At 64.4% G+C, this 25,976-nt stretch carries 23 protein-coding genes; 12 read left to right on the top strand and 11 right to left on the bottom strand.

Going from position 1 to position 25,976, the window contains the following annotated elements; genetic code table 11:
- The first annotated feature begins 75 nt into the window (after positions 1-75).
- Complete coding sequence (gene panC / locus CS1GBM3_RS18635) at positions 76-891, top strand: pantoate--beta-alanine ligase (protein ID WP_072397139.1); 816 nt, start codon at positions 76-78, stop codon at positions 889-891.
- Positions 892-900: 9 nt separating this feature from the next.
- Here panC and CS1GBM3_RS18630 read toward each other — a convergent pair whose 3' ends face one another.
- Both CS1GBM3_RS18630 and CS1GBM3_RS18625 read right to left on the bottom strand, forming a co-directional pair.
- A complete protein-coding gene (locus CS1GBM3_RS18630; RefSeq protein WP_072397137.1) occupies positions 901-1,242 on the bottom strand; it encodes a carboxymuconolactone decarboxylase family protein in 342 nt (113 codons plus the stop codon).
- A gap of 71 nt (positions 1,243-1,313) precedes the next feature.
- Positions 1,314-2,249 (bottom strand): DMT family transporter, encoded by a 936-nt coding sequence (locus tag CS1GBM3_RS18625; protein WP_072397135.1) that lies wholly within the window; start codon positions 2,247-2,249, stop codon positions 1,314-1,316.
- A gap of 333 nt (positions 2,250-2,582) precedes the next feature.
- Here CS1GBM3_RS18625 and parE point away from each other — a divergent pair, with 333 nt between their 5' ends.
- Positions 2,583-4,553, top strand: coding sequence for a DNA topoisomerase IV subunit B (gene parE, locus CS1GBM3_RS18620; protein ID WP_244534717.1), 1,971 nt, complete (start codon positions 2,583-2,585; stop codon positions 4,551-4,553).
- Between the two features lie 14 nt (positions 4,554-4,567).
- On the opposite strand, the gene CS1GBM3_RS18615 is transcribed toward parE, so the two are convergent.
- A complete protein-coding gene (locus tag CS1GBM3_RS18615; RefSeq protein WP_072397132.1) occupies positions 4,568-4,786 on the bottom strand; it encodes a DUF6894 family protein in 219 nt (72 codons plus the stop codon).
- Positions 4,787-5,161: 375 nt separating this feature from the next.
- On the opposite strand from CS1GBM3_RS18615, the gene CS1GBM3_RS18610 reads away from it, so the two are divergent.
- From CS1GBM3_RS18610 to CS1GBM3_RS18600, 3 genes are all read left to right on the top strand, one after another.
- Positions 5,162-6,958: a hypothetical protein gene (locus CS1GBM3_RS18610; RefSeq protein ID WP_139247971.1), complete on the top strand. Its 1,797-nt coding sequence runs from the start codon at positions 5,162-5,164 to the stop codon at positions 6,956-6,958.
- Positions 6,959-7,050: 92 nt separating this feature from the next.
- Positions 7,051-7,641, top strand: a complete 591-nt coding sequence (locus tag CS1GBM3_RS18605; RefSeq protein WP_072397130.1) for a TetR/AcrR family transcriptional regulator — start codon at positions 7,051-7,053, stop codon at positions 7,639-7,641.
- A gap of 108 nt (positions 7,642-7,749) precedes the next feature.
- Positions 7,750-8,229 carry a hypothetical protein gene (locus CS1GBM3_RS18600; RefSeq protein WP_072397129.1) on the top strand — a complete coding sequence of 160 codons (480 nt, stop codon included), beginning with the start codon at positions 7,750-7,752 and terminating at the stop codon, positions 8,227-8,229.
- Positions 8,230-8,320: 91 nt separating this feature from the next.
- On the opposite strand, the gene CS1GBM3_RS18595 is transcribed toward CS1GBM3_RS18600, so the two are convergent.
- Both CS1GBM3_RS18595 and CS1GBM3_RS19645 read right to left on the bottom strand, forming a co-directional pair.
- Positions 8,321-9,154, bottom strand: a complete 834-nt coding sequence (locus tag CS1GBM3_RS18595; protein WP_072397128.1) for an alpha/beta hydrolase — start codon at positions 9,152-9,154, stop codon at positions 8,321-8,323.
- Positions 9,155-9,269: 115 nt separating this feature from the next.
- Positions 9,270-9,485: a hypothetical protein gene (locus tag CS1GBM3_RS19645; RefSeq protein WP_139247970.1), complete on the bottom strand. Its 216-nt coding sequence runs from the start codon at positions 9,483-9,485 to the stop codon at positions 9,270-9,272.
- 251 nt (positions 9,486-9,736) lie between these two features.
- Here CS1GBM3_RS19645 and creD point away from each other — a divergent pair, with 251 nt between their 5' ends.
- From creD to CS1GBM3_RS19640, 6 genes are all read left to right on the top strand, one after another.
- Complete coding sequence (gene creD / locus CS1GBM3_RS18585; protein WP_083567763.1) at positions 9,737-11,143, top strand: cell envelope integrity protein CreD; 1,407 nt, start codon at positions 9,737-9,739, stop codon at positions 11,141-11,143.
- A gap of 102 nt (positions 11,144-11,245) precedes the next feature.
- Positions 11,246-11,914 carry an aquaporin gene (locus CS1GBM3_RS18580; protein ID WP_083567761.1) on the top strand — a complete coding sequence of 223 codons (669 nt, stop codon included), beginning with the start codon at positions 11,246-11,248 and terminating at the stop codon, positions 11,912-11,914.
- Positions 11,915-12,282: 368 nt separating this feature from the next.
- Positions 12,283-13,791 carry a DEAD/DEAH box helicase gene (locus CS1GBM3_RS18575; RefSeq protein ID WP_072397126.1) on the top strand — a complete coding sequence of 503 codons (1,509 nt, stop codon included), beginning with the start codon at positions 12,283-12,285 and terminating at the stop codon, positions 13,789-13,791.
- Positions 13,792-14,056: 265 nt separating this feature from the next.
- Positions 14,057-14,377 (top strand): hypothetical protein, encoded by a 321-nt coding sequence (locus tag CS1GBM3_RS18570; protein ID WP_139247969.1) that lies wholly within the window; start codon positions 14,057-14,059, stop codon positions 14,375-14,377.
- 40 nt (positions 14,378-14,417) lie between these two features.
- Positions 14,418-14,972, top strand: coding sequence for a GNAT family N-acetyltransferase (locus CS1GBM3_RS18565; protein WP_072397124.1), 555 nt, complete (start codon positions 14,418-14,420; stop codon positions 14,970-14,972).
- A 329-nt stretch (positions 14,973-15,301) separates the two neighbouring features.
- Positions 15,302-15,742 carry a hypothetical protein gene (locus CS1GBM3_RS19640; protein WP_139247968.1) on the top strand — a complete coding sequence of 147 codons (441 nt, stop codon included), beginning with the start codon at positions 15,302-15,304 and terminating at the stop codon, positions 15,740-15,742.
- 80 nt (positions 15,743-15,822) lie between these two features.
- On the opposite strand, the gene CS1GBM3_RS18555 is transcribed toward CS1GBM3_RS19640, so the two are convergent.
- The 3 genes from CS1GBM3_RS18555 to bcp form a co-directional block, all read right to left on the bottom strand.
- On the bottom strand, positions 15,823-16,974 hold the full coding sequence (locus CS1GBM3_RS18555) for an NAD(P)/FAD-dependent oxidoreductase (RefSeq protein ID WP_072397123.1): 1,152 nt from the start codon (positions 16,972-16,974) through the stop codon (positions 15,823-15,825).
- A gap of 339 nt (positions 16,975-17,313) precedes the next feature.
- On the bottom strand, positions 17,314-17,706 hold the full coding sequence (locus CS1GBM3_RS18550) for a bactofilin family protein (RefSeq protein WP_171946522.1): 393 nt from the start codon (positions 17,704-17,706) through the stop codon (positions 17,314-17,316).
- 418 nt (positions 17,707-18,124) lie between these two features.
- Positions 18,125-18,631 carry a thioredoxin-dependent thiol peroxidase gene (gene bcp, locus CS1GBM3_RS18545; RefSeq protein ID WP_083567760.1) on the bottom strand — a complete coding sequence of 169 codons (507 nt, stop codon included), beginning with the start codon at positions 18,629-18,631 and terminating at the stop codon, positions 18,125-18,127.
- A 285-nt stretch (positions 18,632-18,916) separates the two neighbouring features.
- On the opposite strand from bcp, the gene CS1GBM3_RS18540 reads away from it, so the two are divergent.
- Complete coding sequence (locus CS1GBM3_RS18540; protein WP_083567758.1) at positions 18,917-22,606, top strand: YhdP family protein; 3,690 nt, start codon at positions 18,917-18,919, stop codon at positions 22,604-22,606.
- A gap of 67 nt (positions 22,607-22,673) precedes the next feature.
- Here CS1GBM3_RS18540 and CS1GBM3_RS18535 read toward each other — a convergent pair whose 3' ends face one another.
- The 3 genes from CS1GBM3_RS18535 to tyrS all read right to left on the bottom strand — a co-directional run bounded on the left by CS1GBM3_RS18535 (position 22,674) and on the right by tyrS (position 25,908).
- The gene (locus CS1GBM3_RS18535) at positions 22,674-23,483 is read right to left on the bottom strand and encodes a Hint domain-containing protein (RefSeq protein ID WP_072397120.1); all 810 of its coding nucleotides are present in this window, start codon (positions 23,481-23,483) and stop codon (positions 22,674-22,676) included.
- A 211-nt stretch (positions 23,484-23,694) separates the two neighbouring features.
- The gene (locus tag CS1GBM3_RS18530) at positions 23,695-24,432 is read right to left on the bottom strand and encodes an outer membrane protein (RefSeq protein WP_083567756.1); all 738 of its coding nucleotides are present in this window, start codon (positions 24,430-24,432) and stop codon (positions 23,695-23,697) included.
- A gap of 216 nt (positions 24,433-24,648) precedes the next feature.
- Positions 24,649-25,908, bottom strand: coding sequence for a tyrosine--tRNA ligase (gene tyrS, locus CS1GBM3_RS18525; RefSeq protein ID WP_072397118.1), 1,260 nt, complete (start codon positions 25,906-25,908; stop codon positions 24,649-24,651).
- Positions 25,909-25,976: the final 68 nt, after the last annotated feature.

Genomic DNA, 25,976 nt, shown 5'->3' with positions numbered 1-25,976 from the left:
GACGGCAAGCGGGGGACAGCCTCACTTGCCGCGCAATCTCGGCATATTCAAAACCAATACCTGCGAGGGCGGCCCGTGGAGATCGTTAAAACAATCAATCATTTGCGGACCGAGATCGGCCGCTGGCGGGCCGCTGGCGAGACGGTTGCGCTGGTTCCGACCATGGGCGCCCTGCACGCCGGGCATATCGCGCTCGTCGGTGCGGCGTTGACCGCCGCCGACCGCGTCGTCGTCTCGATCTTCATCAACCCGACGCAGTTTGCGCCACACGAAGACCTGGCGCGCTATCCGCGCGACGAAGCGGGCGACCTCGCCAAGCTCGCCGGCGCCGGGGCGCATGCCGTCTGGATACCGCCCGTCTCCGAGATCTATCCGGACGGGTTCGCGACCCGCATCGTGCCGGAAGGCGCGGCGCTGCCGCTCGAAGGCGAGTTCCGGCCGCACCATTTCAGCGGCGTGGCGACGGTTGTCTGCAAACTGCTCGCGGCGGCGACCCCACACGTGGCGCTGTTTGGCGAGAAGGATTTCCAGCAGCTCGCCGTGATCCGCCAGATGGTGCGCGACCTGACGCTGCCGGTCACCATCCAGGGTGTGCCGACGGCGCGTGAGGATGACGGGCTCGCGCTTTCCTCGCGCAACGCCTACCTCAGCGAGGACGAGCGCTACATCGCGCCAATGCTCTACAAGGCGATCCAGGAGGTCGCGCGCGGGCGCTCTCCGGCCGAGGCGGCAGAAGCCTTGCTGACCGTTGGCTTTTCGAGGGTCGACTATCTCGAGGTGCGCGACGCCGAGACGCTGGCGCCGTTCAACCCGGACTCCGGGCGGCCGGGGCGGGTTCTGGCCGCCGCCTGGCTCGGCAACACGCGGCTGATCGACAACGTGGCAGTCTGAGGGGCATCGTCACGTGTTGAACTGATCGTAGGCGCGTAACGCATCGGCAGCATACATGAGTGCCGGGCCGCCACCCATGTAGACGCACACGGCCATCAGCTCGGCCAACTCCTCGCGCGTCGCGCCGAGGTCCTTTAGGGCCTTGACGTGAAATCCGATGCAGCCGTCGCACCGCTGAGTGACGCCGATAGCCAGTGCCACCAGCTCCTTGGTCTTCTTGTCGATCGCGCCATTCGCCATCGCGCCTTTTGACATGGCGTAAAACCCGCTCATGGCGTCCGGTACGGCCCTTCTCAACTCCACAGCATATTCAGTGATGTCGGCTGTGATTCCTTTGAAATCCTTTGACATGCTGCCTTCCTCAGAACATGGCCATTTTGCAAAGCCTTGTCCCAGGGAGACAGGAGACTCCTTGACCGGGCTCAAGCGCGCGATCCCCGGGTGGCGAGCCAGAGGCCCAGGGCAATCAGCGCGATGCCGACGCCGTGATAGGCATAGAGCCGCTCGCCGAGCAGCAGCACGGCCAGGATGATGCCGAAGACCGGCACGAGATGCGCGGTCAGCCCGGCGGTGTTGGCACCGAGAAGCGCCACCACCCGGTTGTAGGCAAGGTAAGACAAGATCGACGCGAAAACCGCGACGTAGCCAATCGCGAGCGCCGCGTGCGGCGTGATCGGCAACGGGCGCGATGTCAACGTCTCCGCAATGTAAAACGGCAGCAGCAGGAGCGCCCCGATCACGAACGTCACAAAGACGAAGCTCAACCCGTGAACCGGCGGGCGGAGCCTCAGCAGCGCAGTATAGACGGCGTAGCTCACAACGGCCGCGAGCAGCCAAAGATCGCCGCGCTTGAAATCAAGGTTTGACAGAATAGCCGGGTCGCCATGCGTGATGAGGATCAGCGTGCCGACGAACGACGCGGCTATACCCGCCGCCTGACCTCCCGTCAGCGTCTCGCGGAAGATCAGGAACGTGGCAAGCACGACGATAATCGGGATGGCCGTCTGCAGCATCACGATGTTGATGGCCGTCGTGGTGTGCGCACCGATGTAAAGGAACGTGTTGAACACGCTGATGCCAAGGGCCGACAAGAGAACCATTGTCGGCCAACGGCGTGCCAGAGTGGGCATGTCGCGACGGAGGTGCGGCCAGGCCAGCGGCGCGATCAGTGCGGCAGCCACCGTCCAGCGCCAGAATGCCAACGCAATGGGCGGGATCTCTTCCGCAACACCCCGCGCCACGATGGCGTTGCCCGCCCAGAACAGACCGGGCAGCAGCATCAGGAAGCGCGGCTCATTGGCGAGGGCCGAAAATCTGGAAGCGCGCGGCTCAGGCCCGCGTTCGTGTCGTTTTTGCATGGTGCGGTCTTTTCCGGGAGCTGCCGGCTTGGCGCCGGTGCGGTAGATACCAGTTCTTTCGGTCCGGCGGATCATATAACCCGCCGCTGGGCGGCTATTGGGCGCACCGCTCGCGCCTGGAGCGTGAAAAAGCCCTCTGGTGTGGCGGCTTGGCACGCCCGACTTGCCAATCCACAGCGCGCCGTGCCACCTCTCGCCGGAGCACCATCCAAGGATTCGGGCCCTTCGCTCGCATCTGTCCCGCGTTGCGCCGCCGGGCCGCCTTCGACAGGCAGGGGATGACGGCGCATGACCCATTCGATCCGCGATCTCTTCTCGAGCCTTACGCAAAGCATGACCGACAAGACCAGCCGCGCCCGCAAGATCAGCGATGCGTCCGATGCCTATACCGCTGCCGACATCGAGGTCCTGGAAGGCCTCGAGCCGGTGCGGCGCAGGCCCGGCATGTACGTCGGCGGCACGGACGAGAAGGCGCTGCACCACCTTTTTGCCGAGGTCATCGATAACTCGATGGACGAGGCGGTGGCTGGACATGCCGACTGGATCGACGTCCGTCTCGATGCGGACGGCTTCCTGTCGGTGACCGACAACGGGCGCGGCATCCCGGTTGATCCTCATCCCAAGTTCAAGAACAAGAGCGCGCTCGAAGTCATCATGTGCACGCTGCACGCGGGCGGCAAGTTCGAGGGCAAGGCCTACAATACCTCGGGCGGCCTGCACGGCGTCGGCGTCTCGGTCGTGAATGCGCTGTCGGACACCTGCGAGGTGGAGGTGGCGCGCGGCCAGCAGCTCTACCGCATGACGTTTTCGCGCGGCGTGCCGCAAACCAAGCTCGAGAAGCTCGGGCCGGTCATGAACCGGCGCGGCACGCGCGTGCGCTTCCATCCGGACGAGACGATCTTCGGCAAGGGGGCACACTTCAAACCGGCGCGGCTGCTCAAGATGGCGCGCTCGAAGGCGTATCTGTTCGGCGGCGTCGAGATCCGCTGGAGCTGCGATCCGTCGCTGATCAAGGACGACACGCCAGCCGAAGCCGTGTTCCACTTCCCGGGCGGGCTCAAAGATTATCTGGCTTCCGAGATCACCGGACAGACGCTCGTCTCGAAGGACATCTTCGCCGGCAACGTCGAGCGCGAGGGCCAGCACGGCTCGGTCGAGTGGGCGGTGGCGTGGGTCGCCGACGCGGACGGCTTCTGCCGCTCGTACTGCAACACGATCCCGACCGGCGAAGGCGGAACGCACGAAAACGGGTTCCGCTCGGCGCTTTCCAAGAGCCTGCGCGAGTTCGGCGAGCGCGTCGGCAACCGCAAGGCGGCGCAGATCACGGCCGAGGACGTGATGGGCACGGCAGCCGCCATGCTGTCGGTGTTCATCCGCGAGCCCGAGTTCCAGGGTCAAACCAAGGACAAGCTCGCGACACAAGAGGCGCAGCGCATTGTCGAGCAGGCCGTCAAGGATGCGTTCGACCATTGGCTCGCCGACAGCCCGCAGCAGGCGACACGGCTTCTCGAGTGGACCATCGACCAGGCCGAGGAGCGGCTGAAGCGCAAGCGCGAAAAGGAGGTCGGGCGGCAGTCCGCGACGCGCAAGCTTCGCCTCCCCGGCAAGCTCGCCGACTGCTCGATCCAGCAGGCGGTCGGCACCGAGATCTTCATCGTCGAGGGCGACTCGGCCGGTGGCTCGGCCAAGAGCGCGCGCACGCGCGAAACGCAGGCCATCCTTCCCCTGCGCGGCAAGATCCTCAACGTGGCCAACGCCTCATCGGCGAAGCTGTCCCAGAACCAGCTGCTTTCGGATCTCATCCAGGCGCTCGGCGTGGGGACGGGCAGCAAGTACCGCGACGACGACTTGCGCTATGAGCGCGTCATCGTGATGACGGATGCCGACGTCGACGGGGCGCATATCGCGTCGCTGCTGATCACGTTCTTCTACCAGGAGATGCCCGAGTTGATCGAGAACGGGCATCTTTTTCTCGCGGTGCCGCCGCTCTACAAGCTCACGCACGGCGCGAAGTCGTTCTATGCGACGACCGAGCAGCAGAGAGACGCGCTCCTAAAGAGCGAGTTCGCCGCCAATGCCAAGGTTGAGATCAGCCGTTTCAAGGGCCTGGGCGAGATGAACGCACAGCAGCTCAAAGAGACGACGATGGATCCGAAGCGGCGCACGCTCTTGCGCGTGGAAATCGGCGAGGACGACCGGAGCGCGATCGGCGATGCGGTCAACGCGCTGATGGGCTCCAAGCCTGAAGCCCGCTTCCGCTTCATCCAGGAGCGTGCCGCGTTCGCCACGGATCTCGACATCTAGCATCGTCGCGGCCGCTATCTCGACAGAATGGCGTCCAGGATCGGAACGCAGATCACCTCCCTGTTGCGCGCGTCGATCACGCGTACAGACCAACCCAGCCACCTGTCCTCCTCGGCCAGCTCGCGCGCCATGGCAAAGGCGTGATGCGTCACATCCTGATAGTGCGCAAATTCCTGGCCCAGGTGGTCGATGTGAACGTTGGTCTCACTTTCCAAATGAAAAAAATAGCGCATGGCGCAAGCCTGATCTCGTTCTAATCGCGTTGGATGTTGAGGCTTCCCTCAGGACAGCGCCGACGTCGCTCGCGAGGAGCGGCGTTGCGTGCTGAACTGGCGCTTGAGGGACGCAATCGCGCGGGGGCGAAGGGCAGGGGGACGGGGATGTCCTCAACGCTGCCCTTCGCTCAGCACCCCGCTGCAAATCAGTGCGCGGACGCTAGGCGAGGAGCCTCCTCCCCGATAGTATGACACCGTTATTTACCGTTACATCGGACCGCCTGCTGCCCGGCGACCACGTCGAAAAAGTGTGATTTTCCGGGCTCTTGGCTGGCGGTCCGCCGGAGCGTGGTGCAGCCGCTCCGCCTGCGGAGCTTCGACCGGATCGAGGATATGACTCCCGAGCGCGCCGCGGTGGAACGCCAGCTCGAAGCGATCTTCGCGTCCGAGGGATTCGCCTCGGCGCCGAAAATGAGGGCGCTGCTGCGCTATCTGATCGACGCGACGCTGGCCGGCGACGCGGAGCGTCTCAAAGGATACGCAATCGGCGTCGACGTATTCGAGCGCGGTGCCGCTTTCGACCCCGCGACGGACCCTATCGTACGCGTGCAGGCCGGCCGGCTGCGCAAGCTGCTCGAAAGCTACTACCAGACGGCGGGGTGCAACGATCCGATCCGGCTCGAAATCCCCAAAGGCGGCTACACGGTGGCGTTCGCGTCGGGCGTCGAAGTGGTGCCGGCCCCCGGTGCCGTGCCCGAGGAAAGTGGCCGAACGCCCGCAGACTCCGCGGCCGGTGAGTCCGTTGAGTCCTCGGGCTTCTGGACGCGGGTCATCCGGTCCCCGCTGGTGCACCTAGCCGCCGTCTGCGCATTCGTCGTCGCGGTCTCGCTCGGCGCTAGGTTGTTTCACCAAGACACTGCGCGCGGGCCGCTGCCCCCGGCCGAGGCACCCGCCGCCGCCTCCGCCGACGTCATCACTCTCGCCGTGCTGCCGTTCACGAACATGTCGCGGGACGACTCCCACGGCCGTTTTGCCGACGGCCTGACCGACGCCCTCACGACCGCTCTTGCCCGCGTCAAATCCGTGTCGCTCGCGCCTCGAACCTCGGCGTTCCAATATCGCCAGGCGACGGATTTGCGCCGGGTCGGCCGGGAACTTGGTGTGCGCTACGTCCTCGAAGGCGGATTGCAGCACGACGGCGGACGCATGCGCCTAAACGTACAGCTTATCGATACCGTGACGGGCGCCCATCTCTGGGCTCACGACTACGACCGCAGCGCTTCCGACGAGCTTGCCGTCCAAAGCGAGCTGGTGGCGACGCTCGCGGCCGAGATCCGTCCCCAGCTCATCACCGCCGCAAAGCGAGCCTTGGAGGTGGAGACGGTGCGGCCCGCGACGGCGTGGCAGCTCTATCTGCAGTCAACCTGGATGCCCGGCGGAGCGCGCAACAGCCTCACCTGGGAGAAGGAGCGCGCCGCGCTAGCGACACGAGCGCTTTCCCTCGAGCCGGACCTCGGACAGGCCAGCTCGGTGCTGGCCGACAAACTCGCCTATCTCGCCAACGTGGATCCGCCCTCGGATACCGAGAAGCTGCGCGCCACAGCGGCCGAGCATGCGCGCCGCGCCCAAGAGTTGGCACCGGGCGACGCCGACGCCGTGTTCAACGTCTCGGTTCACCATTGGCACGCCGGCCAATTGGCGGCGTCGCTCGCGGCAACGCGGCGGACGCTGGAACTCGATCCCAACCATGTGCTGGCACGCTTCCTCGTGACGGCGGTGCCTTACACCTGCTCGGAAGCCCCGCAAGCGGTCGTCGACGAACTCGTGGCCTTCGACATGGCACTCTCGCCCGACAATCCCGTCCGCTGGGTGACGCTGTACTGGATCAGCCGGCTCCACCTCAACAACGGCGACCTCGCGAAGGCTCTCGATGCCGCGCGACGCGCGGACCAAATCTTCCGTTCGCCGGACTCCTTCTACCAGCTTGCGGCCATTCTCGTGCAGCTCCGCCAGCCCGAGGCGGCGGCGGCGGAAATCAACCAGCAGCGCGAAAACTGGCCGAACCTCGATCCGCGCCACTATGCGGAGGTTGCCGTTGCTAGACGCTGCGGGGATGCGCCGAAAGCCGCGTTTCAGCTCCGCGTCTACGGCGACCTCGCGGATGCCGTCGAGAGGTCAGGCGGCGGATAAGGCCGCGACGCGGGCCTCGATCCGGTCGAGCCTCGGCTAAAAAACGCCCCTTGAGTCTTGACTCCCTACCTACTAAACAGTAGATGACTGGTATGGCAAATGTCTCCAATACGACCGACGATATTTTGCGCTGCGCGCGCTCGCTGATCATTGCCGGGGGCTATAATGGCTTCAGCTATGCCGACATCGGCAAGGTGATCGGCATTCGCAATGCGAGCATTCACCACCATTTCCCGAGCAAATCCGAGTTGGTCCGCACGCTCGTGTCTCGGTATCGGGGGGAGGTTGAAGCCGGGATCGCCGAGTTCGAGCGACGCAACCCGACGCCTGTCGATCAGCTACGCTCCTTCATCGGTTTCTGGGAAGCGTGCATCAGCGACGCCACGATGCCGTTTTGCGTATGTGCCCTGCTCGCCACGGAAATCCCGGTTCTCCCGCAAGAGATCGCGCTCGAGGTTCGCGCACATTTCCGAGCGCTTTCGGCGTGGCTGACTTCGGTCATGGAACGCGGCGCCAAGGCGAGCAGCCTGCGATTGACCGGGCCTCCTAAAGCGGAAGCCGAAGCCTTTATGGCCACCGTCCATGGCGCGATGCTCTCGGCGCGCGCTTATGGCGACCCAAAGATGTTCGGCCTCGTCACCCGCTCGCTGCTCGAGCGCCTCACCTCGCAACCGAAACGCTAGCCCCGCTTGGTGGGGCCACCGTGAGACCGGCCCGCTCCGTTTAGCTACCGATTAGTAGATAGAAATATAACTCCACGTAACGCGTCAACTCAACGGAAGGATCTCGCGATGTTTGGTATCTCCCCCCTCGGCTGGGTGCACACGCTCGGCAGTCTGCCCGCCATCCCAGTGGCCGCCTACATGTTTGCCCGGCACGGCCGGATCGTACCGCGATCGCCGGCGGGCGCGGTTTACCTGGCTTCGATGCTGATCGGCGCCACCACCGTTTTTATGGTTGCACATCAGCCGGTGAGCTATGTGGTCGGAGTGGTGACCCTTCTCTTCCTGCTCGTCGGATACGGCGTCGGGCGCATTTCCAGCCTCGGACGCACTGGCGTGTACATCGAGACGGTATGCTTGAGCGTGAGCGCGTTCTTGTTGATGGTGCCGACCGTGAGCGAAATCCTTCGCCGTGTTCCGGACGGCCATCCTCTGGTGACCGACCTAAACTCGCCGCTCCTTCGCGGCGCTCACCTAAGCCTCGTCGTCATGCTGATCGCCGGTCTGACAGCGCAGATCCTTTGCCTGCGTCGGCAGGGTCGAACTTGATTCAGGAGGGCGCGTACCGCGGCAAACAGCGCGGTGCGTGCCGCCTTCGTCGCGGCATTCTCGTCGATGCAGCTCCGTCTCGAAGCTGATTTTAAGCGGATTTTGCGTCTGCCTTGACGTTCGAAGTCGCCTCTGCCTCCAATCCGTCCAACCATTTCAGAAGCGAATCGGCGGCAATCCTCCAATCGGGGTCGAGCATCACTGTGTGCGACAGCCCCGGAAGCCATTGCGGCTCGACGCCGTACCAAAGCGCCGTGGCCCAGACATCCTGCTGGCGGATGAAGCGGTCGTCGGTGCCGGCCATGACGAGTATTGGAGGCGCCTGCCAAGCAAAGGGCGCGAACGGCCTCAGCCCTTGGAGCTCGAAGCCGATCAGAGCACTCTCGCGGCCCGTGCGCGCCATGAAACGCGCAAGCGTCGCAACGTCGACGCGGTCGGAAAAGAGACCGCCCCGAAGCACCTCCAGATTGACGCTATGGTTCTCGGAGGTGAACATGGACGACAGCTCACGCCAGAGCAGCGGCTGCGACCACATCATGGCGACGTTCGTTGCCATGAGCCCACCCGGCGGAACGGATGCCATCAAAGCCGCCCCCGCAAGGCTCACGCCCGAGCGGATCGCGTGCTGCACAACAGCGCCGCCCATGGAGTGGCCCACGGCCACAATAGGTCTTGGGATGGCCGCGACCGCTTCCTGAAGATCGGCCGTGTAGTCGGTCAGCGCCAGCGCAGCAAGCTGCTCATCACCGCAACTGCCGCCGTGACCGCGGAGGCTCACGGCGTGCACGTTGTAGCCGGCCTCAGCCAGGTAGGGCATGAAGTGCGGCTCCCACACCCATGCGCCAACGAAGATGCCATGCACGAGAAGGATGTCGACGCTTCTGGCAGGACCTTGGCCAGGGGCATGCAAAACTTCGAGGCTCATGCTGCTCCCCCGCACATTGCATACCTGCATTACCGGACAATGCCCGGCGCGGCGCAACGTGCATGGCGTCGCATTCGCGCCAAGTGAGTTGCCGCGCTCCGTGCACTGCGGGCTATTATTCGCCGCGCCGTTGCTTCCTCGCCCAGTAGATCGCGAAGACGGCGATCCAGAACAGAAGCGCTGCCACGTCCATCAGCGTGGACAACTCACGCAGGCTGCGATTCCATGGCTGGTCCGGCGGGCCGAACAGCGCCAGCACACCCGCGATCACACCGATCGCGAGACACAAGCCCACGCCTATCCAGGCAATCCTGATCGCCCGCTTGGTCATGACCATCGCTCCCCGGCCGCTCGTCGCATCAGCTCGCGCACGGAGCGGCACGTTCGCCACGCTATCACGATCGCGTGTCTCGCGGAACGCCGGCGCGCTCGCACCGGAAATTTCCGCCAAGTTCCGGAAACGGACCCTCAGCCGAACTTATCTGCCGATGGCGGGGACCTCCTGCCGCTCTCCGCCAACCGCCTCACAACCGTCCAGGTCCGCACCGATGACCAAGGCCTACACCGCACCCAGGAGAACGCATGTCGGAAATCGTAAGCTCGGCGGGACGGATCGCGCGCAGCCCGGCCTTCAAGTTCTTCCTCATCGCATTCCTGATCCTGCTCCTGCTCGTGCCGCTGCTCATGGTGGCAGGGCTCGTATCGGAGCGCGAAGGCAGATCGCGCTCGGTGACTGCCGACGTTGCGCGGACCTGGGGCGGCATGCAGCAGCTCACCGGCCCTTATCTCGTGGTGCCGTACACGGTACGTATCGAGATCCAGGAAGGCGACAAAGTTATTCAGCGTACGCAGGAGCGGCGCGCCGTGTTCCTGCCGGAGGAGCTTTCCGTCACGGGGGACACGAAATCCCGGGTGCTGCATCGCTCGATCTTCGACGTCAACGTCTACACGGCGACGCTCTCGGTTGCCGGCCGCTTCGGCGTGTCCAACATCGCGGAAGTAGCGCCGGATGCGATCTCGGTGCGCTGGCAGGATGCCACCTTCGCGCTGGCTCTCAGCGACGTGGCCGGCCTCAAGGAAGCGGCAACGCTTGCGATCAACGGACGAGACACACTGCCGTTCCAGCCCAGCCTCGGCGTGCCCGGCACCAACTTGAGCGGCATCCACGCCAAACTTGCAGGAGCGACCTCCGCCGCCTCTGGCGATGGCCCGTTGCAGGCCTTCCAATTCCATGCCGAGCTGCATTTCACGGGCTCATCGTCGATCAACTTCGCTCCTGCAGCGCGAGAGACGCGCGTCGAGCTCGCGTCCGACTGGCCACATCCGAGCTTCGGGGGCGCGTTCCTGCCCATCGAGCGCACGATCAAAGCCGACGGCTTCTCAGCCAAATGGCGCGTTCCGCACCTTGCGCGCAGCGTGCCGCAATCCTGGAGCACAGCAGAAAGCGGGCTTGATCGCTTCCTGATGTATCAGTTCGGCGTCTCGCTGCATCAGCCGGTCGACTTCTACGATCTCGTCACGCGGGCGGTGAAATACGGCGTGCTGTTCCTCGCAATCGCGTTCATGGCCGTCTTCGTGCTCGAGCTTCTTTCAAAGCGGCGCGTGCATCCCGTCCAGTACGTGTTTGTCGGATTGGCGATGGTATTCTTCTACGTGCTGCTGCTGTCTCTTGCGGAGCACTTCGGCTTCACGCTCGCCTACATCGTCGCGTCTGCCGCAACCGGCGGCATGCTTGCGACGTATGTGGCGCGGTCGCTCGCAAGCACCTTTAGCGGGCTTCTGATGGCGGCACTGTTCGCGCTGCTCTACGGCTTCCTCTATCTCGTGCTGCGTCTTGAAGACTACGCGCTCCTGGCCGGAGCGCTGCTCGGGTTCGCAGCGCTCACTGCCGTGATGTTCGCGACGCTGAAGGTGGACTGGTCGGGCCGTGGCCCGACCAGCACGTCCGCGGGCGACAGTCACAGCAGGGATGCGTCGAAGATGGTATGATTGCGCCGCTGGCACCATGCGATTCGCGTTCCGTCGGGGGAACGGCCGAGGCCAACGCAATTCGCCTGCTGCCAGATTGGGGAACACGCAGGGAGACCATCAATGAACATCAAGGCTCTTGTTGCCGAGTTCATCGGCACGTTCATGCTGACCGGAGCCGTGCTTGGCGCCGCCTTCTACTCCTTCGGAGCGCCGGCGGGAGCAGCCGGCATCGTCGGCGTTGCACTCTCCATCGGCATAACCGTCTTCGCCACCGCGCGCGCCATCGGGCACATCTCGGGCGGACACTACAATCCCGCCGTCACGCTCGGGCTCGTGGCGGGCGGGCGCTTCCCGATCGGCGACGCGGTGCCCTACATCGTCGCGCAGTGTCTCGGTGCCATCGCCGTCACGGCCGTGTTCGCGACGATCGGTCATGCGCCGGCCTCCTATGCAGCCAACGGCTACGGCAGCCTGTCGATGATCAACGCGAGCCTCGTCTCGGTGCTGATCATCGAAATCGTGCTGACGGCTTTCTTCCTCATCGTCATCCTGGGCTCGACACGCGCCAACGCGCCGGTGGGCTCCGGGCCGCTCGCCATCGGCCTGACGCTGACCGCCATCCATCTCATGTCGATCCCCGTCTCGAACACCTCGGTCAACCCCGCGCGCAGCCTTGGCCCGGCGCTGTTCGCCGGCGGCGAAGCGCTCGGCCAGCTCTGGGTGTTCTGGCTGGCGCCCATCGTGGGCGCCCTCATCGGCGCCGTCATCTATCGCTGGCTGGACGAATAGGGCACGGCGCGGCGTATTTGCTGCGTCTCACGAAATGCCTTGAAATCACGGCAAAATTGGCGGCTGCCCCTCGTCGGGTGGCCGCTTTGTCTTACGAGTGCGACTTTTGAGCCGCACGAAAGTCCCTGGTTTTTCTTGATTTTTATAGGTGCGTATGCGATCTCACGCTCGGCTCGGGCGCAGGGGCTTCGATCTCAGCGATTCGCATTTGTCCCTTTTCGAGCCCCGATTTCTGTATTTGCCCCTTTTTGTGGCACTCACTCTTTCCCCTGCGCTCTCGTCCTCAAGCTGCGCCCGGAGACCCAAATGGGTTGCTCCTCCGGCGGTGGGCGCTTGGACACTGAGATCGTAGATGGAGACTTGGTTTTTTGGAAACGAAGACGTTCGCTGAGCTCGGGCTCAGCCAGAAGGTGCAGGACGCGATTGCCGCGGCCGGCTACACCGATCCAACCCCTATTCAGGCCGCAGCCATTCCGGTCGCCGTTACAGGCCGTGACGTGCTCGGCATCGCCCAGACGGGCACCGGCAAGACCGCCTCGTTCACACTGCCGATGATCACCCGGCTCGAGACGGGCCGCGCCAGGGCGCGCATGCCGCGCTCGCTGATCCTGGCTCCGACGCGCGAGCTCGCAGCGCAGGTGGCCCAGAGCTTCGAGAAATACGGCGTCAATCACAAGCTCAACGTGGCGCTGCTTATCGGTGGCGTTTCGATGGACGATCAGGTGCGCAAGCTCGACCGCGGCGTCGACGTGCTGATCGCGACGCCCGGCCGTCTGCTCGATCATTTCCAGCGCGGGCGGCTGATGCTGATGGGTGTCGAGATCCTCGTCATCGACGAGGCGGATCGCATGCTCGACATGGGCTTCATTCCCGACATCGAGAAGATCTGCAGTCTGCTGCCGCCGCGGCGCCAGACGTTGTTCTTCTCCGCCACCATGCCGCCAGAAATCACGCGGCTCGTCGACAAGTTCCTGCGCGACCCTGAGCGCGTCGAGGTGGCTCGCCCTGCAACGACGGCCAAGACCATCACGCAGAGCTTCCGTTTCGTGCCGGACGGCGAGGACTGGGTGAAGCGCGAAGTGCTGCGCGAGATGATCCGGGAAAAAAACGTCAAGAACGCAATCATCTTCTGCAACCGCAAGCGCGACGTCGCGATCCTGCTCAAGTCGCTACAGAAGCACGGCTTCAACGCTGGCGCGCTGCATGGCGACATGGACCAGAAGAGCCGCATGGAAACGCTCGACCGTTTCCGCAACGGCGAGGTAACACTGCTGGCCGCGAGCGACGTTGCGGCGCGCGGCCTCGATATCCCCGACGTGTCGCACGTGTTCAACTTCGACCTTCCCTGGCAATCGGATGACTACGTGCACCGCATCGGCCGCACGGGACGCGCCGGGCGCGAGGGCGCGGCGCAGTCGATCGTCACGCCCGAGGAGCTGAAGTCCTTCAAGGAGATCGAGAAGCTGCTCGGCGAGAAGCCGCTGTGGATCGGCGAGCCGCCGACCGAGCAGGACTTCGCAGAGGCTGGCAAGCGGCGCCGGGGTCGTGGCGGGCGCAGCGGGCGTGGAGCCGAGGCGAAGGGCAAGGGTCCGCGCGAAGCTGGCCGGGATCGGGAGCCCAGGCGTCCCGAACCGCGCCGCGATGGCGCAAAGCCGCAGCCCCAGGCCAAGACGCCGAAGCCCGCAGCTGCACCATCCAAGCCGCTCGATCCGCGTCGCGAGGAGCGGCGGCCAGCAGCGGCGGCTCAACAGGCACCGCGCGCGCGGCCGCGTCCGGTCGAGTCCGAGCCCAAGCCGGCGGCGGTCAGCGCCTTCGCCGGCAACATCCCGGCGTTCCTCCGGCGGCCCGCGCGGCCGGTGAAGGCCGCCGGCGAGTAAATTCTCGCTTCGGCAGACATGCTGCAACTGCTGGCGCGCGGGATCGCACGCGCGAAGCCAGGGAAACGGTATGCCGCGGCTCGCGTTGGCAGGCGCGCGCGCTCGCAACGTGTGGCGGATGACGCAGGTGCGCCTCGGCAGCGCACAAACATTGTTGTCAAGCAATTTTTGCAACGCAGCATCAGGAAGCTGTGGATAGTTTACGTCCCTGCCCAATTTTCAGGCGGCGCCGACGGTACTGTCGCCTCGTACCTGGAGGCGAAACATGCGTCATCATCCTCAGCTCATTCCACCTTCGTCTGCACCGCATGTCTCGGGCTGCAGATCGGTTCGAGAGCTTGATTACGTGCCGGGGCCTGATCTCATCGAGGCGGCCCAGCTCAGACGCCTCGCCAGCACCGTGCTCGCGAAATCTCCGGACGACTTGGCCGCCCTCGCCGAGACAAATCCGGTCCTCGTCGCGGAATGGATCGACGCTTTCCGCAGGGAAAGGCTCGCCGCGGAGGCCGAGGCGCGGTATTGGTCGGCGGCGGCCGCTGCGCTTGCAACCTCGACCCCGGAAACGCTCCGGAGAGCTGCGGAATAGCGGCTGACCTGCTTCCTCGCAGCAACGCGACCCACGTCTCATGCCCGATGTCGAGATTCGCCGTTGGAACGAGCTCGCGTCGGGACCCCGGCGCGATCGGCTGATCGCGGACATCGAGCACGTATTCTTCTCGTCGAGCGCGCGGCAATCGTTCGAAACCGCCACCGAGAAAGCGGCTTTCCGCGAGCGCTGGCTCGGCCGCTATCTCGAGCATTTTCCGCAACATGCACTCGTGGCCGTCGACAAAGAGAGGCGGGCCGTCGGCTATATCATCGGCAGTCTCGAGGACCCAGCGCGCGATCCTTTGTTTGCCGACGTTACGGCGCTCGCGCATTTTCGCGCGCTCACACCGCGCTACCCCGCGCAACTTCACATCAACATCAACGCCGACTGGCGCGGCCACGGTCTTGGTGCACGGCTCCTGGCGGCGTTCTCCGACATGGCGCGTGACGGGGGCGCGCCCGGCGTGCACGCGATCACGGCGCGCGGGCTGCGCAACGTCGGCTTCTATCTGGCAAATGACTTTGTTGAGCACGGGGCTGTCGACATCGATGGGCGCGAGCTTTTATTTCTCGGGCGAGATCTCGCTCGCTGATTCTCCAGGCCCGTCTTTGCGCAATAGACTAAATTGTGCTCAGCATTTGCACTTATTCGATATCCACTATTGTAGCGGAGCGCGCCAAACGAAAGATTTTGCGCTGCCCATAGCACCCGTTTTTATCGGCGACGCCGCGTATTGGCCCATTTTCTGCGATCCCAGGCGCCATGCTTCGGCATGCGGTTGAAGCCTTTAGACTCGCACGTTCTCATAACGAGTGGATGACGGGCCCAACCAGAAACCGGCATGACAAAAAGGCCCTCCTGGTATAAGCATATAGCGCCATCAAGAACAAAATCCGGTGGCGCGAATCTGGGGGAATATCCATGTTTTTACCACCTGAATACAGCTGGCTGGAGCCAGTTCTCATCGCTGCCGGCGTCGTGTTTGTCATCGGACTGATCGGCAACGTTCTGTCGTTCTCGAACCGCTTTGCGAACGCGCTTGTGACGGCCATCGTGTTTGCCATCATCTTCGGCGTTCTGACCTATCTCGCGCGGGATCAAGCCCCGACCAGCCCGGCGCCGTTCCTGCCGACCGAGTATTCCTGGCTCGAGCCTGTTCTCGTCGGCGCGGCCATCGTGTTCGTCGTCGACCTGATCGGCAACATCCTGTCGTTCTCGAACCGCTTCGTGAACGCGCTCGTGACCGCGATCGTGTTCGCCATCATCTTCGGCGGCCTTACCTATGTCGCCAAGGAGCAGGGCCACGAGATTCCGACCATCACGGTGCCCACGCCGGAGCCGTCGCCCACTCCGTCGCCCTGATCGGTGGCAACGCAAACGCGCAAACGCATTGAAAGGGCGGCCTCAAGGGCCGCCCTTTTTCGTTGCGGCTCGCATGTACCTCAGGGCCGGAGCAGCGTCGCGACGTAGCTCCCGATGGCGAGCGAGGACGTGAGGCCCGGGCTTTCGATGCCGTAGAGCGCCACGAGGCGTGGGATGCCGTGCTCGCGCTCGGCGTGGATGGCGAAGTCGGCCGAGGGCTCGCCCTCGGCGTAGATCTTGGGCCGCACGCCGACGTAGCCCGGCGACAAGCGGTGCTCGGGCACCCCAGGCCAATAGCGGCGGATCTCCTGCTCGAACCGCGCCAGCCGCGCGCCGTCCTCCGCGTCGAAAACCGTGCTCGGCTCGTCCTGCCATTCAAGGTCTGGGCCGAACCGTGCCCGGCCCGCGATATCGAGCGTCAGGTGGATGCCGAGCCAGCCCTCGCGCGGCAGCGGATAGACGAGATGGCGGAAGGGGGTCGGACCGTCGAGCGTGTAGTAGTGGCCGCGCGCCGGATAGGTTCGCGGCGGGATGTAGCGGGTGCTTGACGCTGTCACCGCCTTGGCGCCAAGGCGCGAGGCGCCGAGCCCGGCGGCGATGACGAGGTTGCGGCATGTCAGCGTCGCGGGTGCGCCGCTGCTCATCGTCGCCAACGCAAAATGGCCGGCAGGGCCGATGCGAATGTCCTCGACCGATGTGTTGAGCACCACGCTTCCGGCATCGGCCCGGATGTGCCCTTCGAGGGCGACCATCAAAGCGTGGCTGTCTATGACGCCCGTCGATGGAGAAAGGAGCGCTTCGGCGCATCTGATCTCGGGCTCGCGCGCTTGAACCTCCGCGGCGTTCAGCAGTGCGACGTCGGTCACGCCGTTGGCCCGCGCCGCTGCGGCCAGGGCCGCGAGGCGCGGGCGCTCGTCGTCGGCTGTCGCGACGACGAGCTTGCCGTAGCGGACGTGGGGGACGCCGTTCTCCTCCGCGAAAGCATAGAGCAGCTTCCGCCCCTCGACGCAGAGCCGTGCCTTGAGGCTGTCTAGCGGATAGTAGAGGCCCGCGTGGATGACCTCGCTCGACCGGCTGCTCGTCTCCTGACCAATGGCGCCGTGGCGCTCCAGCACCATGACCTCGTGGCCCGCCATCGCGAGCGCGCGGGCGGACGCGAGCCCCACGACGCCAGCCCCGATGACGACGGTTTCGACATCCGGCGCGCCCTGGTTGCCGTCACGCGCGACCATATCCAAAGCCGTTTCTGGACGATGTTCTCATTTGTTTTCCATCTCGGAACATCGTTTATTTTCATATTGTTACATGAATTTTTCAACAAGTTATCCACAGGCTGGCCGTTTTGATGTGGGATGCCGAGAACGGACAAGGAACATCGATCTAGCGAATCAACTAGCTTAGTTTTGCCCTGTCGGGCAGCGCGTGCCAGCGCAAGTCGAGATGCGACGGCGAGCGCGAAAGCGCCGATTCAAGCCGCGGGCGGATTGGGCGTGGCTTGAATCGATTGCGCGGGCACGATGGCCCGCGCAGGTCAGTTTTCAAGACGGATGCGCGGCCGCGGATACTCTCGATCAGGAGAGCGGCGGCGGGGTGGCGCTAGCCGGCGCCGCGTCGGCAGGCTCCGGAGCACGCGCGGCAGGCGCCGCGCGCGAGAGACCAGCCAGCGGATCGTCGGACCGGCGGGACTTGCCTTCGAAGAAGGCGCCCTGCTCGATGGCCATGGTCTGATGGTAAACGTCACCCTCGACGTGGGCCGAGCCCTGCAAGAGGACGCGCCGCCCGCGAACGGTGCCCAGCAGGTGGCCGCGGATCACGCATTCCTCGGCGATGATGCCACCGGTCACCCGGGCGCCTTCGCCGACGACCACGTGCGTCGCGTAGATATCGCCCTGCACCTCGCCCTCGATCTGAACCTCGCCCTTCGAGGTCAGGTTGCCCTGGATCAGGAGGTCGGCGCCGATCACGGACGTGCTCGAAGCGCTTGCTGGACGGAATGACGCCCCCGTGGGTCTGACGCCCAGGGAGGATGTCGGCTGCGGTGTTGCGATACTCTGCATGGGGGGCTGGGACCTCACAAAACTATCGTTTTCCGGCTTGCGGAACTGAGGCAGCATCCGTTGAAACCTCCGCGGTTACGCTCATACTTTTTCGCGATTCAACCGATTGCACTCGGCTTTTGGTGATTTCGGCTTTCCGGCCAAGGCCCCCGGCTGAAGCGGCGCATCGCAGCGCTCCGTCCGACGTCTCCCCCCAACTCTGCCCGTGTACCACGTTTTCCGTAGAGGGTCACCACGTCTGCGGAGCACCAACTTCATGCAGAATGATAATTTCTGTGCATGACCCTGGCTCTGGCCGGGTCGCTGTGGTTCGCGCCTCGCATCCTCAGGCGTCCTTCTCCGTGATCGCTCCCAACACGGCCTCCGCGTGGCCTCTGGGGCGGACCTTGCGCCAGATGCGCTCGATCTTGCCTTTCGGGGAGATCAAAAAGGTCGACCGTTCGATGCCCATGAACGTGCGGCCGTACATCGACTTCTCGACCCAGACGCCGTAGGCCTCGGCCACGGACTTGTCCTCGTCGGACGCAAGCTCCAACTCCAGCGCGTGCTTGCACTTGAACTTGTCGTGGCTCTTAACGCTATCGGGCGAGATGCCGATGACGGCAGCGCCGGCGCGCGCGAAGGCACCAGCAAGGGCATTAAATTCCTGTGCCTCCAGGGTGCAGCCCTCGGTGTCATCCTTGGGATAGAAATAAAGGACGACACGGTGCCCCCGAAACGCCTTCAGATTCAGGCGCCCTCCGCTGTCTGATGGAAGATCGAATTGGGGAGCGGTATCACCCTCCTTCAGCATCCGCAGCGCCTTTCTTTCGTCGTTTTTGGTGAGCCTCATCCGAGCCTTGTCCTGAGGGCTGTCGGACACGGGTCGGCACTCAGGATGGTGGGGTTCGAGCGCGGGCGCAAGGCGTGGGATTTAACTGCTAAGGCGGTGTTTCGGCGTATTCCGTCAGACCGCGCGAGGGCGACCTCGAGCTGATGCGATGCGCCACAGGGGTTCGGGGCTTGATCGGCACCGCGCAAGTGCGCAGAAGCTCACAACGAGCGCGGTATCATGGCCTTGAGGGCTCCCCGGCTCTTCATCTGGTGAAATCGCAGCCGGCCGGAGACTATTTTGGGGATGACGACACACCGTTCCGGCAGGACACGCCCCCCGCAGGCGCCCCCACGCAACCCCGGAGAGGTGCCTTATACCAGCCTTCACCAGCGCCCCGTCCGCACCCGCAGCCCGGCCGCACGACGGCTGTTCAAGGCGGCACACGTGCTCGCCTTCATGCTCGGGCCCGTGCTGCTGCTGTCGCTCCTGGCGGCGGGGATCGTCTATGTGCGCCTCCTACACGGCCCCGTCTCTCTCAAGACGTTCGGCGAGCGCATCGAAGCGAGCATCAATTCCGAGCTCGACGGGCTCGTTGCCGCCGTCGAGGATGCGGTACTGGTGCTCGCCGAAAATCACACGGTCGAGCTGCGGCTCGTCAACCTGCGCATCAGCGAGACCGACGGAGATCTCGTGGCTTCGGCGCCCATGGCCGCCGTCGAGATCAACAAGCGCGCGCTGTTGCGGCTCGAAGCACGTCCCGAGCGCATCTTTCTGATCGAGCCCAGCCTCGCCGTGACCTATAGCGAAGCCCAGGGCTTCTCGCTCAGCATTGCCGACGCTGCAGCTGATACGACCGCCTCTGAGCCGGTCATCGTGCCACCGCGGCCGGTGCCCGCGCGCCCGCCCGGCGCCGCTCCGGCCGAAGCCAAGCCGCTTTCGCCAGCGTTCCACCGTATCGACGTCGCCCGAATCCTGGCCGAGACGACGGAGCGTGCCCGGCGCGACGGGTCCGGCTCGTCCGAGCTGCGCGAGTTCGGCGTGCGCAATGCCATGCTCTCCGTTACCTACGACGGGGAGACGAGCCACATCGCGGTGCCCGAAGCTTCCGTCGACCTCGCGCATATGAAGCGGCGCAGCGTCATCTCGGGGCGGGCCACCGTAGAGTCCGAGAGCGGCCCCTGGTCGCTCTCATTCAAAACCGATCAATCAGCTCGCGGCAAATCGCTCAAGGTGACCGCGACCGTGCACGACTTCGTGCCGAGCACGCTGGCGAAAATCTCTCCCGGCTTGGGACTGCTCGACATGGTCGATGCGCCGATGAACGGCGACCTCGCGCTCGACCTCTCAGATGCGGGAGATCTCAAGACCGCGCGTCTTTCCGTCGATCTCGGCCGCGGGTTCGTGCGCCTTCCGTCGCTTCCGGACTCGCCGGTACTGCTCGAGAACGGCCGGGCGGCGATGGTCTACAATGCCGACGCGCGTCGCCTCGATATCGAGCCCGCCGTGCTCGACTGGGGCGGCAGCCGCATCTCACTCAAGGGCGCGATCACCAGCGATCCCGCGCAGGAGGCGGAGCCGCAATGGCAGTTCGCACTCGAATCGACAGAGGGCACGCTCTCGGCCGAGGAGTTCGGCGTCGGCGCGGTTCCGATCGACAGCTTCCGCGCCGCAGGGCGCATCATCCCGCGCGAAGGCCTTGCCGAGCTTTCCGGGCTGTCGCTCAAGGCCGGCGGCGGAGAGGTGAACATCAACGGCGAGGTCGTCACACGCGGCGGCTCGTCGAGCACGCGTCTCGATGCGGCCCTGTCGCCAATGCCTCTCGCGACGCTCAAGGCCATGTGGCCGCGCGCGGCGGCGCCAACCGTGCGCGACTGGATCGGCGCCCAGGTCGAACGGGCGACCCTCAAGTCCGCTTCAATGAAGCTGCTTTCGGGGCAGTTCGTCGAAGCGGAAGGCGCCGCTCCGTCGTCCTCGAATCCGCAGACCCGGATTTCAGCGAACATGGAAATCGCGGATCTCCGGATGCATCCGCTGCCAAACAGTCTGCCGTTCGAGGCGCCCCGCGCCACGATCCGACTCGAGAACAGCTCGCTCGAGGTCACGGTGCCCGAGGCGACCGTCATCTCGAGCGAAACCAGCCGGCTCCCACTCAATGGCATGCGCGTCACCATCGTCGACGTGACGCATGAGGCGCCCATTGCTGAGCTCGCGGTCAAATCGCAAGGGTCACTGCCGGCGCTCATCGACGCGCTCAACAACAGCCAGCTGCATCTTGCCGGGCAAGGGACGGTGCCCGCCGAGGGCATCTCCGGCAAGGTCGATGGCGAGCTGCGCATCTCGATGCCGCTCGTCGAAGGCGCGGATGTGGTCAAGATCCAGGGTAAGGCACGCATCACCGATATCAAGAGCAAGCGCAAGGAGTTCGATCTTCAAGGCGGCACCATCGATATCGATGCCTCCGACATCGGCGTCATCGCCAAGGGCGACCTGATCGTCAACGGCGTGGTGGCGAGGCTCCACATGCACCGCATCCTCGATGCCGCGCCTGAGATGCAACCTCCGATCCGGATCTCCGCGACGCTCGACAACTCCGACCGCACGCAGCTCGGCCTCGACGTCAATCACCTTGTGCAGGGCGCCGTCCCGATCGAAGTCACGGTGACACAGAAGACCGACGCGCCCTCCATCATCCATGTACGCGCCGACCTCACCAACGCCGAGCTGATGTTCACGGGCCTGGCGTGGCGCAAGCCTCCCGGGCGGGGCGCGTCGCTCGAGTTCGACATAGATCCTGCGGATCCGAGCCGGGTCCAGCTCACGAATTTCCGCCTGGTCGGCGACAGCATCGCGATTGACGGCTGGATGACTGTCAACGAGAAGCGCGATGTCAGCGCATTCTCGTTCCCGAATTTTTCGATCAACGTGGTGACACGGCTGCAGGTGGCCGGCGAACTCGACGCGAAGCGCGTATGGAAGATCTCCGCCAAGGGTTCGACGTTCGACGCAAAGGATCTGTTTCGCTCGCTGCTCGCGCTCGGCAACGCGCCGGAAAGTGAGGTGCAGCCGTTGCATCCGGCCGCCGGCGTCGAGCTTACGGCCGATATCGGCACCGTGCTCGGGCATTCGGATGTTTCGCTGCGGGACTACAAGCTCAAGGTCCGGGAAGGGCGCGACGACATCATCTCTCTCGAGTCCCAGGGCATTCTCGACGGCGGCCAATCCTTGACGGTGCAGATCGACTCGCAGGGGCCACGCCGGCTTTACGCAGAGACGGCAGATGCCGGTCAGGCTCTCAAGCTCGCAGGCTTCTATCCCAACATGCAAGGCGGGCGACTGCGGCTCGAGGTCGATCTCGAAGCCCGCGGCGCGACTGAGAAGAGCGGTGTGCTCTGGATCGACGACTTCCGTGTTCTCGGCGATCCCGTGGTCTCCGAGGTCTACTCAAGCGCGGAGACCGGCGCCTCCGACGGGAGCGGCTCGGGCAACCGCCGGCGCAAGGTCGAGCGCGAGGTGTTCGAATTCACGCGCATGAAGGCACCGTTCTCGATCGGACACGGCCAGTTCGTGCTCGATGATTCCTACATCCGCGGTCCGTTGCTCGGCGCCTCGATCCGCGGCAAAGCCGACTTCGGCGCGCGCCGCCTGAGCCTTGGCGGAACCTACGTGCCGCTGCAGGGCATCAACAGCGCGCTGTGCGAGATCCCGCTGTTCGGGCCGATCGTGTCCGGCTTCGACTGCCAGGGCGTGTTCGGCATCACCTACGCGATCCAGGGGCAGATGGCGCAGCCGCAGGTTCTGGTCAATCCGCTGTCCATGTTCACGCCGGGGATCCTGCGCACGATCATGGAGATGACCAGCCCCAACCCGCAGGTGCAGGCACCGCGCACCCAGCAGCAACGGGCACGCGCATCCGACCCGTCAGGCGGATCGTCTCAGAACGTCATCGACGGCTGGTCGTCCGAGACGACGCCGACCGACAGCAAAAAGAAATAGCGCCCTGCTCCACGCCATCGGGCGGCAGCAGGGCGCTTGGCAGCGTCCCCGGTCTTCTCGGTCATGGCTACGCGCTAAGCGCGGCCTCCAATGCGCGTGCGGCGATGCGGTCGTAGGCGATCTGGATCGGATCGCGAACGTCGATCACACGCGACACGCCGAGGCGCATCAGCGCCGTCAGGTGATCCCGCCGCCCGCGATAGTGCAGGAAAGGCGCGTACGACGGGGGTGCCTGCTCCTTGCGGCCATAAAGGCGGAAATACTCGGCGAAGTTGCTGAAGGTCTCGCGGTTGTCGAACAGGCGATAGGTCTCGGCCGCAGCTCCCTCAGCCAGGATGACGTCGTGCGTCTCGAGCTCGATATGGAAGTAGTCGATGTCCCGCATGCCTTCGGGCATGCCGGGCCGGATCGTGCTTCCGTTCACGAGGTGCATGATCGGGATCAGAACGCCATCGATATAGAGGGCATGCAGCGGCGAGAGGTAGAGATCGGCGCTCGGCACGTTATCCGCCAGCGCCGAGCGCGCGACGCGGATGGGCTCGATGCTCTCGGGCCACTGCGAGCCGGCGCCTCGCCGGTAGGTTCTCTGTCCGACCCACTTGATCGGCCGCGCCACGCCCGACACCGTGATCACACGATCGCCGATGGACAGAGCCTCGACCGGCACATCTCCCTTGTCCGTGAGGATGCTCGTGCCACGGAGAAAGCAGGGAAGCTTGGGATCACACCAAGTGATGGGGCGCTTGTATCTGGCCGATGCCTGTGTCGAGAGCGCAGCGGTTGCAGTAAAGGCCGCCGCGCCAGTCAGGACATGAAATAAATGCCGCCTGGCCGGGCTTGGCAGCTCGCCGGAGCGGCGCCCTTCCTCAAGGCCCATTTGTTTACTCCTTACGCAAAACAATTGGTCTCAAGCTAGTGAGATACAGCTGAGGTCTCAATCAGATCCGGGAAATAGTTCTATTTTCACCTTAACATCTAAAATTTAAGTCCCCAGGATCTCTTACGTATTTACCGCATCCTTGCCGGCACAAAGAAAAAGGCCGCCCGAAGGGGGCGGCCCAATTCCTGATTTCGTCTGGAATATCAGACTATTTCAGCGGCGCGGGAGCCGGCTCTCGCGGTCCGCCAAACTTGTAGGCGACGCCGAGGCGAATGGCGTGAATGTGCGTGTCGGCTTCCTCACGCTCGGTGCAGTCTGCGGCGCAGCTCGAAGTGGTTTCCTCGAAGATCGTCTCGTCCCCGAAATCAGAGAAGCGATATTCGAGTTTCAGATACAGGTTGTCTCGGATGTTGTGCTCGAGACCAGCGCCGAGAAAATATCCCTTCAAGTCGTAGTCGCCCGAACCGAACTCGTCGGAGTATTCGAGGTCGGCCTCGGTGTAGCCGGCGGTGAGATACAAGAGCGTGTGCTCAGAGCGGATGTAGCCGAGCCGCGCACCGACAGCCCAGACGTTGTCGTATTCCAGGCTGAATCTGAATGTCGAATCGTCCGGGTAAACGCGCCTGCCGGAGCCGTCGAGCTCGCCGAAGGTGTAATCAGCAAACACACCGAGCAAGAAATCGGGGGTCAGCTGCCGATCGTAGCCGATGGCGACCGTACCCGTCACGCCGTCAGCGGAGGGGCTCGATGAAACCACGTCGAAAAAGTCGTCGCTTTCGAGCGTGAGCGAATGATCTACCTCCGCGAGGCCATAGCCGACGCTGGCCGCGATGTAGGGACCGCTCCAATCGGAGGCTGCCCCAGGCGGACGGTGATCAGCGGAGGCAACGGTTGTTCCCCCTACGAGCGCGGCCATTGCCGAAGCGGCCAAGAATGCTTTTTTCATAGTGCCCCCAGTGTGGTCGCTTAAGGCAAAAGGACCGGCGGCTTGAAACACCGCCGGTGAGCCTAAGAAATCCGTAGGCGCAGTAAGGCGGTGATTCGCTCGGCCTGTCGATTGCGGGAGCTTCCCGAGTGGTGAGCACAAGGTCCGGTTGCGGCAGCGCGGCAACAGCTGGTGGCGGCTGGCCTTTCTCCTGAGTCGTTTTTTCAGGCCTCGCCGTTACGCCGGCTTCAGGAGGACGTGCTTCTTCTTGCCGAGCGACAGCTTAATCACGCCCTCGGGCGTCAGATCGGCTTCCGACAGCTTGGCCTTCTCGTCCGTGACCACCTTGTCGTTGACCCGGAGGCCGCCGCCCTTGATCTGGCGGCGCGCCTCGCTCGTGGAGGCGACGAGACCGGCCTCGACGAACCGGCTCAGAAGGCCGCTGCCGGCCTTCAGGTCCGCGAGACTGATCTCGACCGTCGGCAGACCAGAGGCGAGTCCGCCCTGCTCGAACGTTGTGCGTGCCGTCTCGGCGGCGGCTTCGGCGTTCTCGCGGCCGTGCACCATCGCCGTCGCCTCGGTCGCGAGCACTTTCTTCGCCTCGTTGATCTCGGCCCCACCGAGGGCTGCAAGCTTGGCGATCTCGTCGAGCGGCAGCGTCGTGAACAGCTTCAAGAAGCGCTCGACGTCGGCGTCTTCGGTGTTGCGCCAGTATTGCCAGTAATCGTAGGCCGAGAGCTGCGCCTCGTTGAGCCACACGGCGCCGGATGCGGTCTTGCCCATCTTGGCGCCCGAGGCCGTCGTCAGCAGCGGACAGGTGAGCGCGTAGAGCTGATGCGGCACGCCCATGCGGCGGCCGAGGTCGATACCCGTTACGATGTTGCCCCACTGGTCGGAGCCGCCCATTTGCAGGTTGCAGCCATAGCGACGCGCCAGCTCGGCATAATCGTAGGCCTGCAACAGCATGTAGTTGAACTCAATGAACGACAGCTCCTGCTCGCGCTCGAGGCGCAATTTCACCGAGTCCATCGACAGCATGCGGTTGACCGACATGTGTCGACCGACGTCGCGCAGGAAGTCGATGTAGTTGAGCGCGGAGAGCCACTCGGCATTGTCGAGCATCAGCGCTTCGGTCTTGCCTTCTCCGAAGGAGAGAAACCTCGAAAAGACGGTTTTGATCTGGTTTTTATTGTCCTCGATCGTCTCAAGGGTCAGGATCTTCCGCGTCTCGTCGCGGCCCGAGGGATCACCGACGCGCGTCGTTCCGCCTCCCATCAGCGCGAGGGGCTTGCCCGCGCCCGACTTCTGCAGCCAGTGCAGCATCATGATAGACAGCAGGTGGCCGATGTGCAGCGACGGCGCCGTGCAGTCGTAACCCACGTACGCCACGATCTTGCCGTCGCGGGCCAGCGCGTCTACGCCATCGGCGTCCGAGCATTGATGGATAAATCCGCGCTCGGTCAGGATCGTGAGAAAGTCGGATCGGAAATTCGTCATGATGGGCTGGAATGACCTTCTGCTCGGCCGTCCGGGCGGGGCCCTGGCCGGGGTTCGGCGGGAACATG

Source organism: Hyphomicrobium sp. CS1GBMeth3 (assembly GCF_900117455.1).
Classification (GTDB): Bacteria; Pseudomonadota; Alphaproteobacteria; order Rhizobiales; family Hyphomicrobiaceae; genus Hyphomicrobium_C.
The sequence above is the reverse complement of the archived record's forward strand: the minus strand, read 5'-3'. Positions and strand labels throughout refer to the sequence as shown.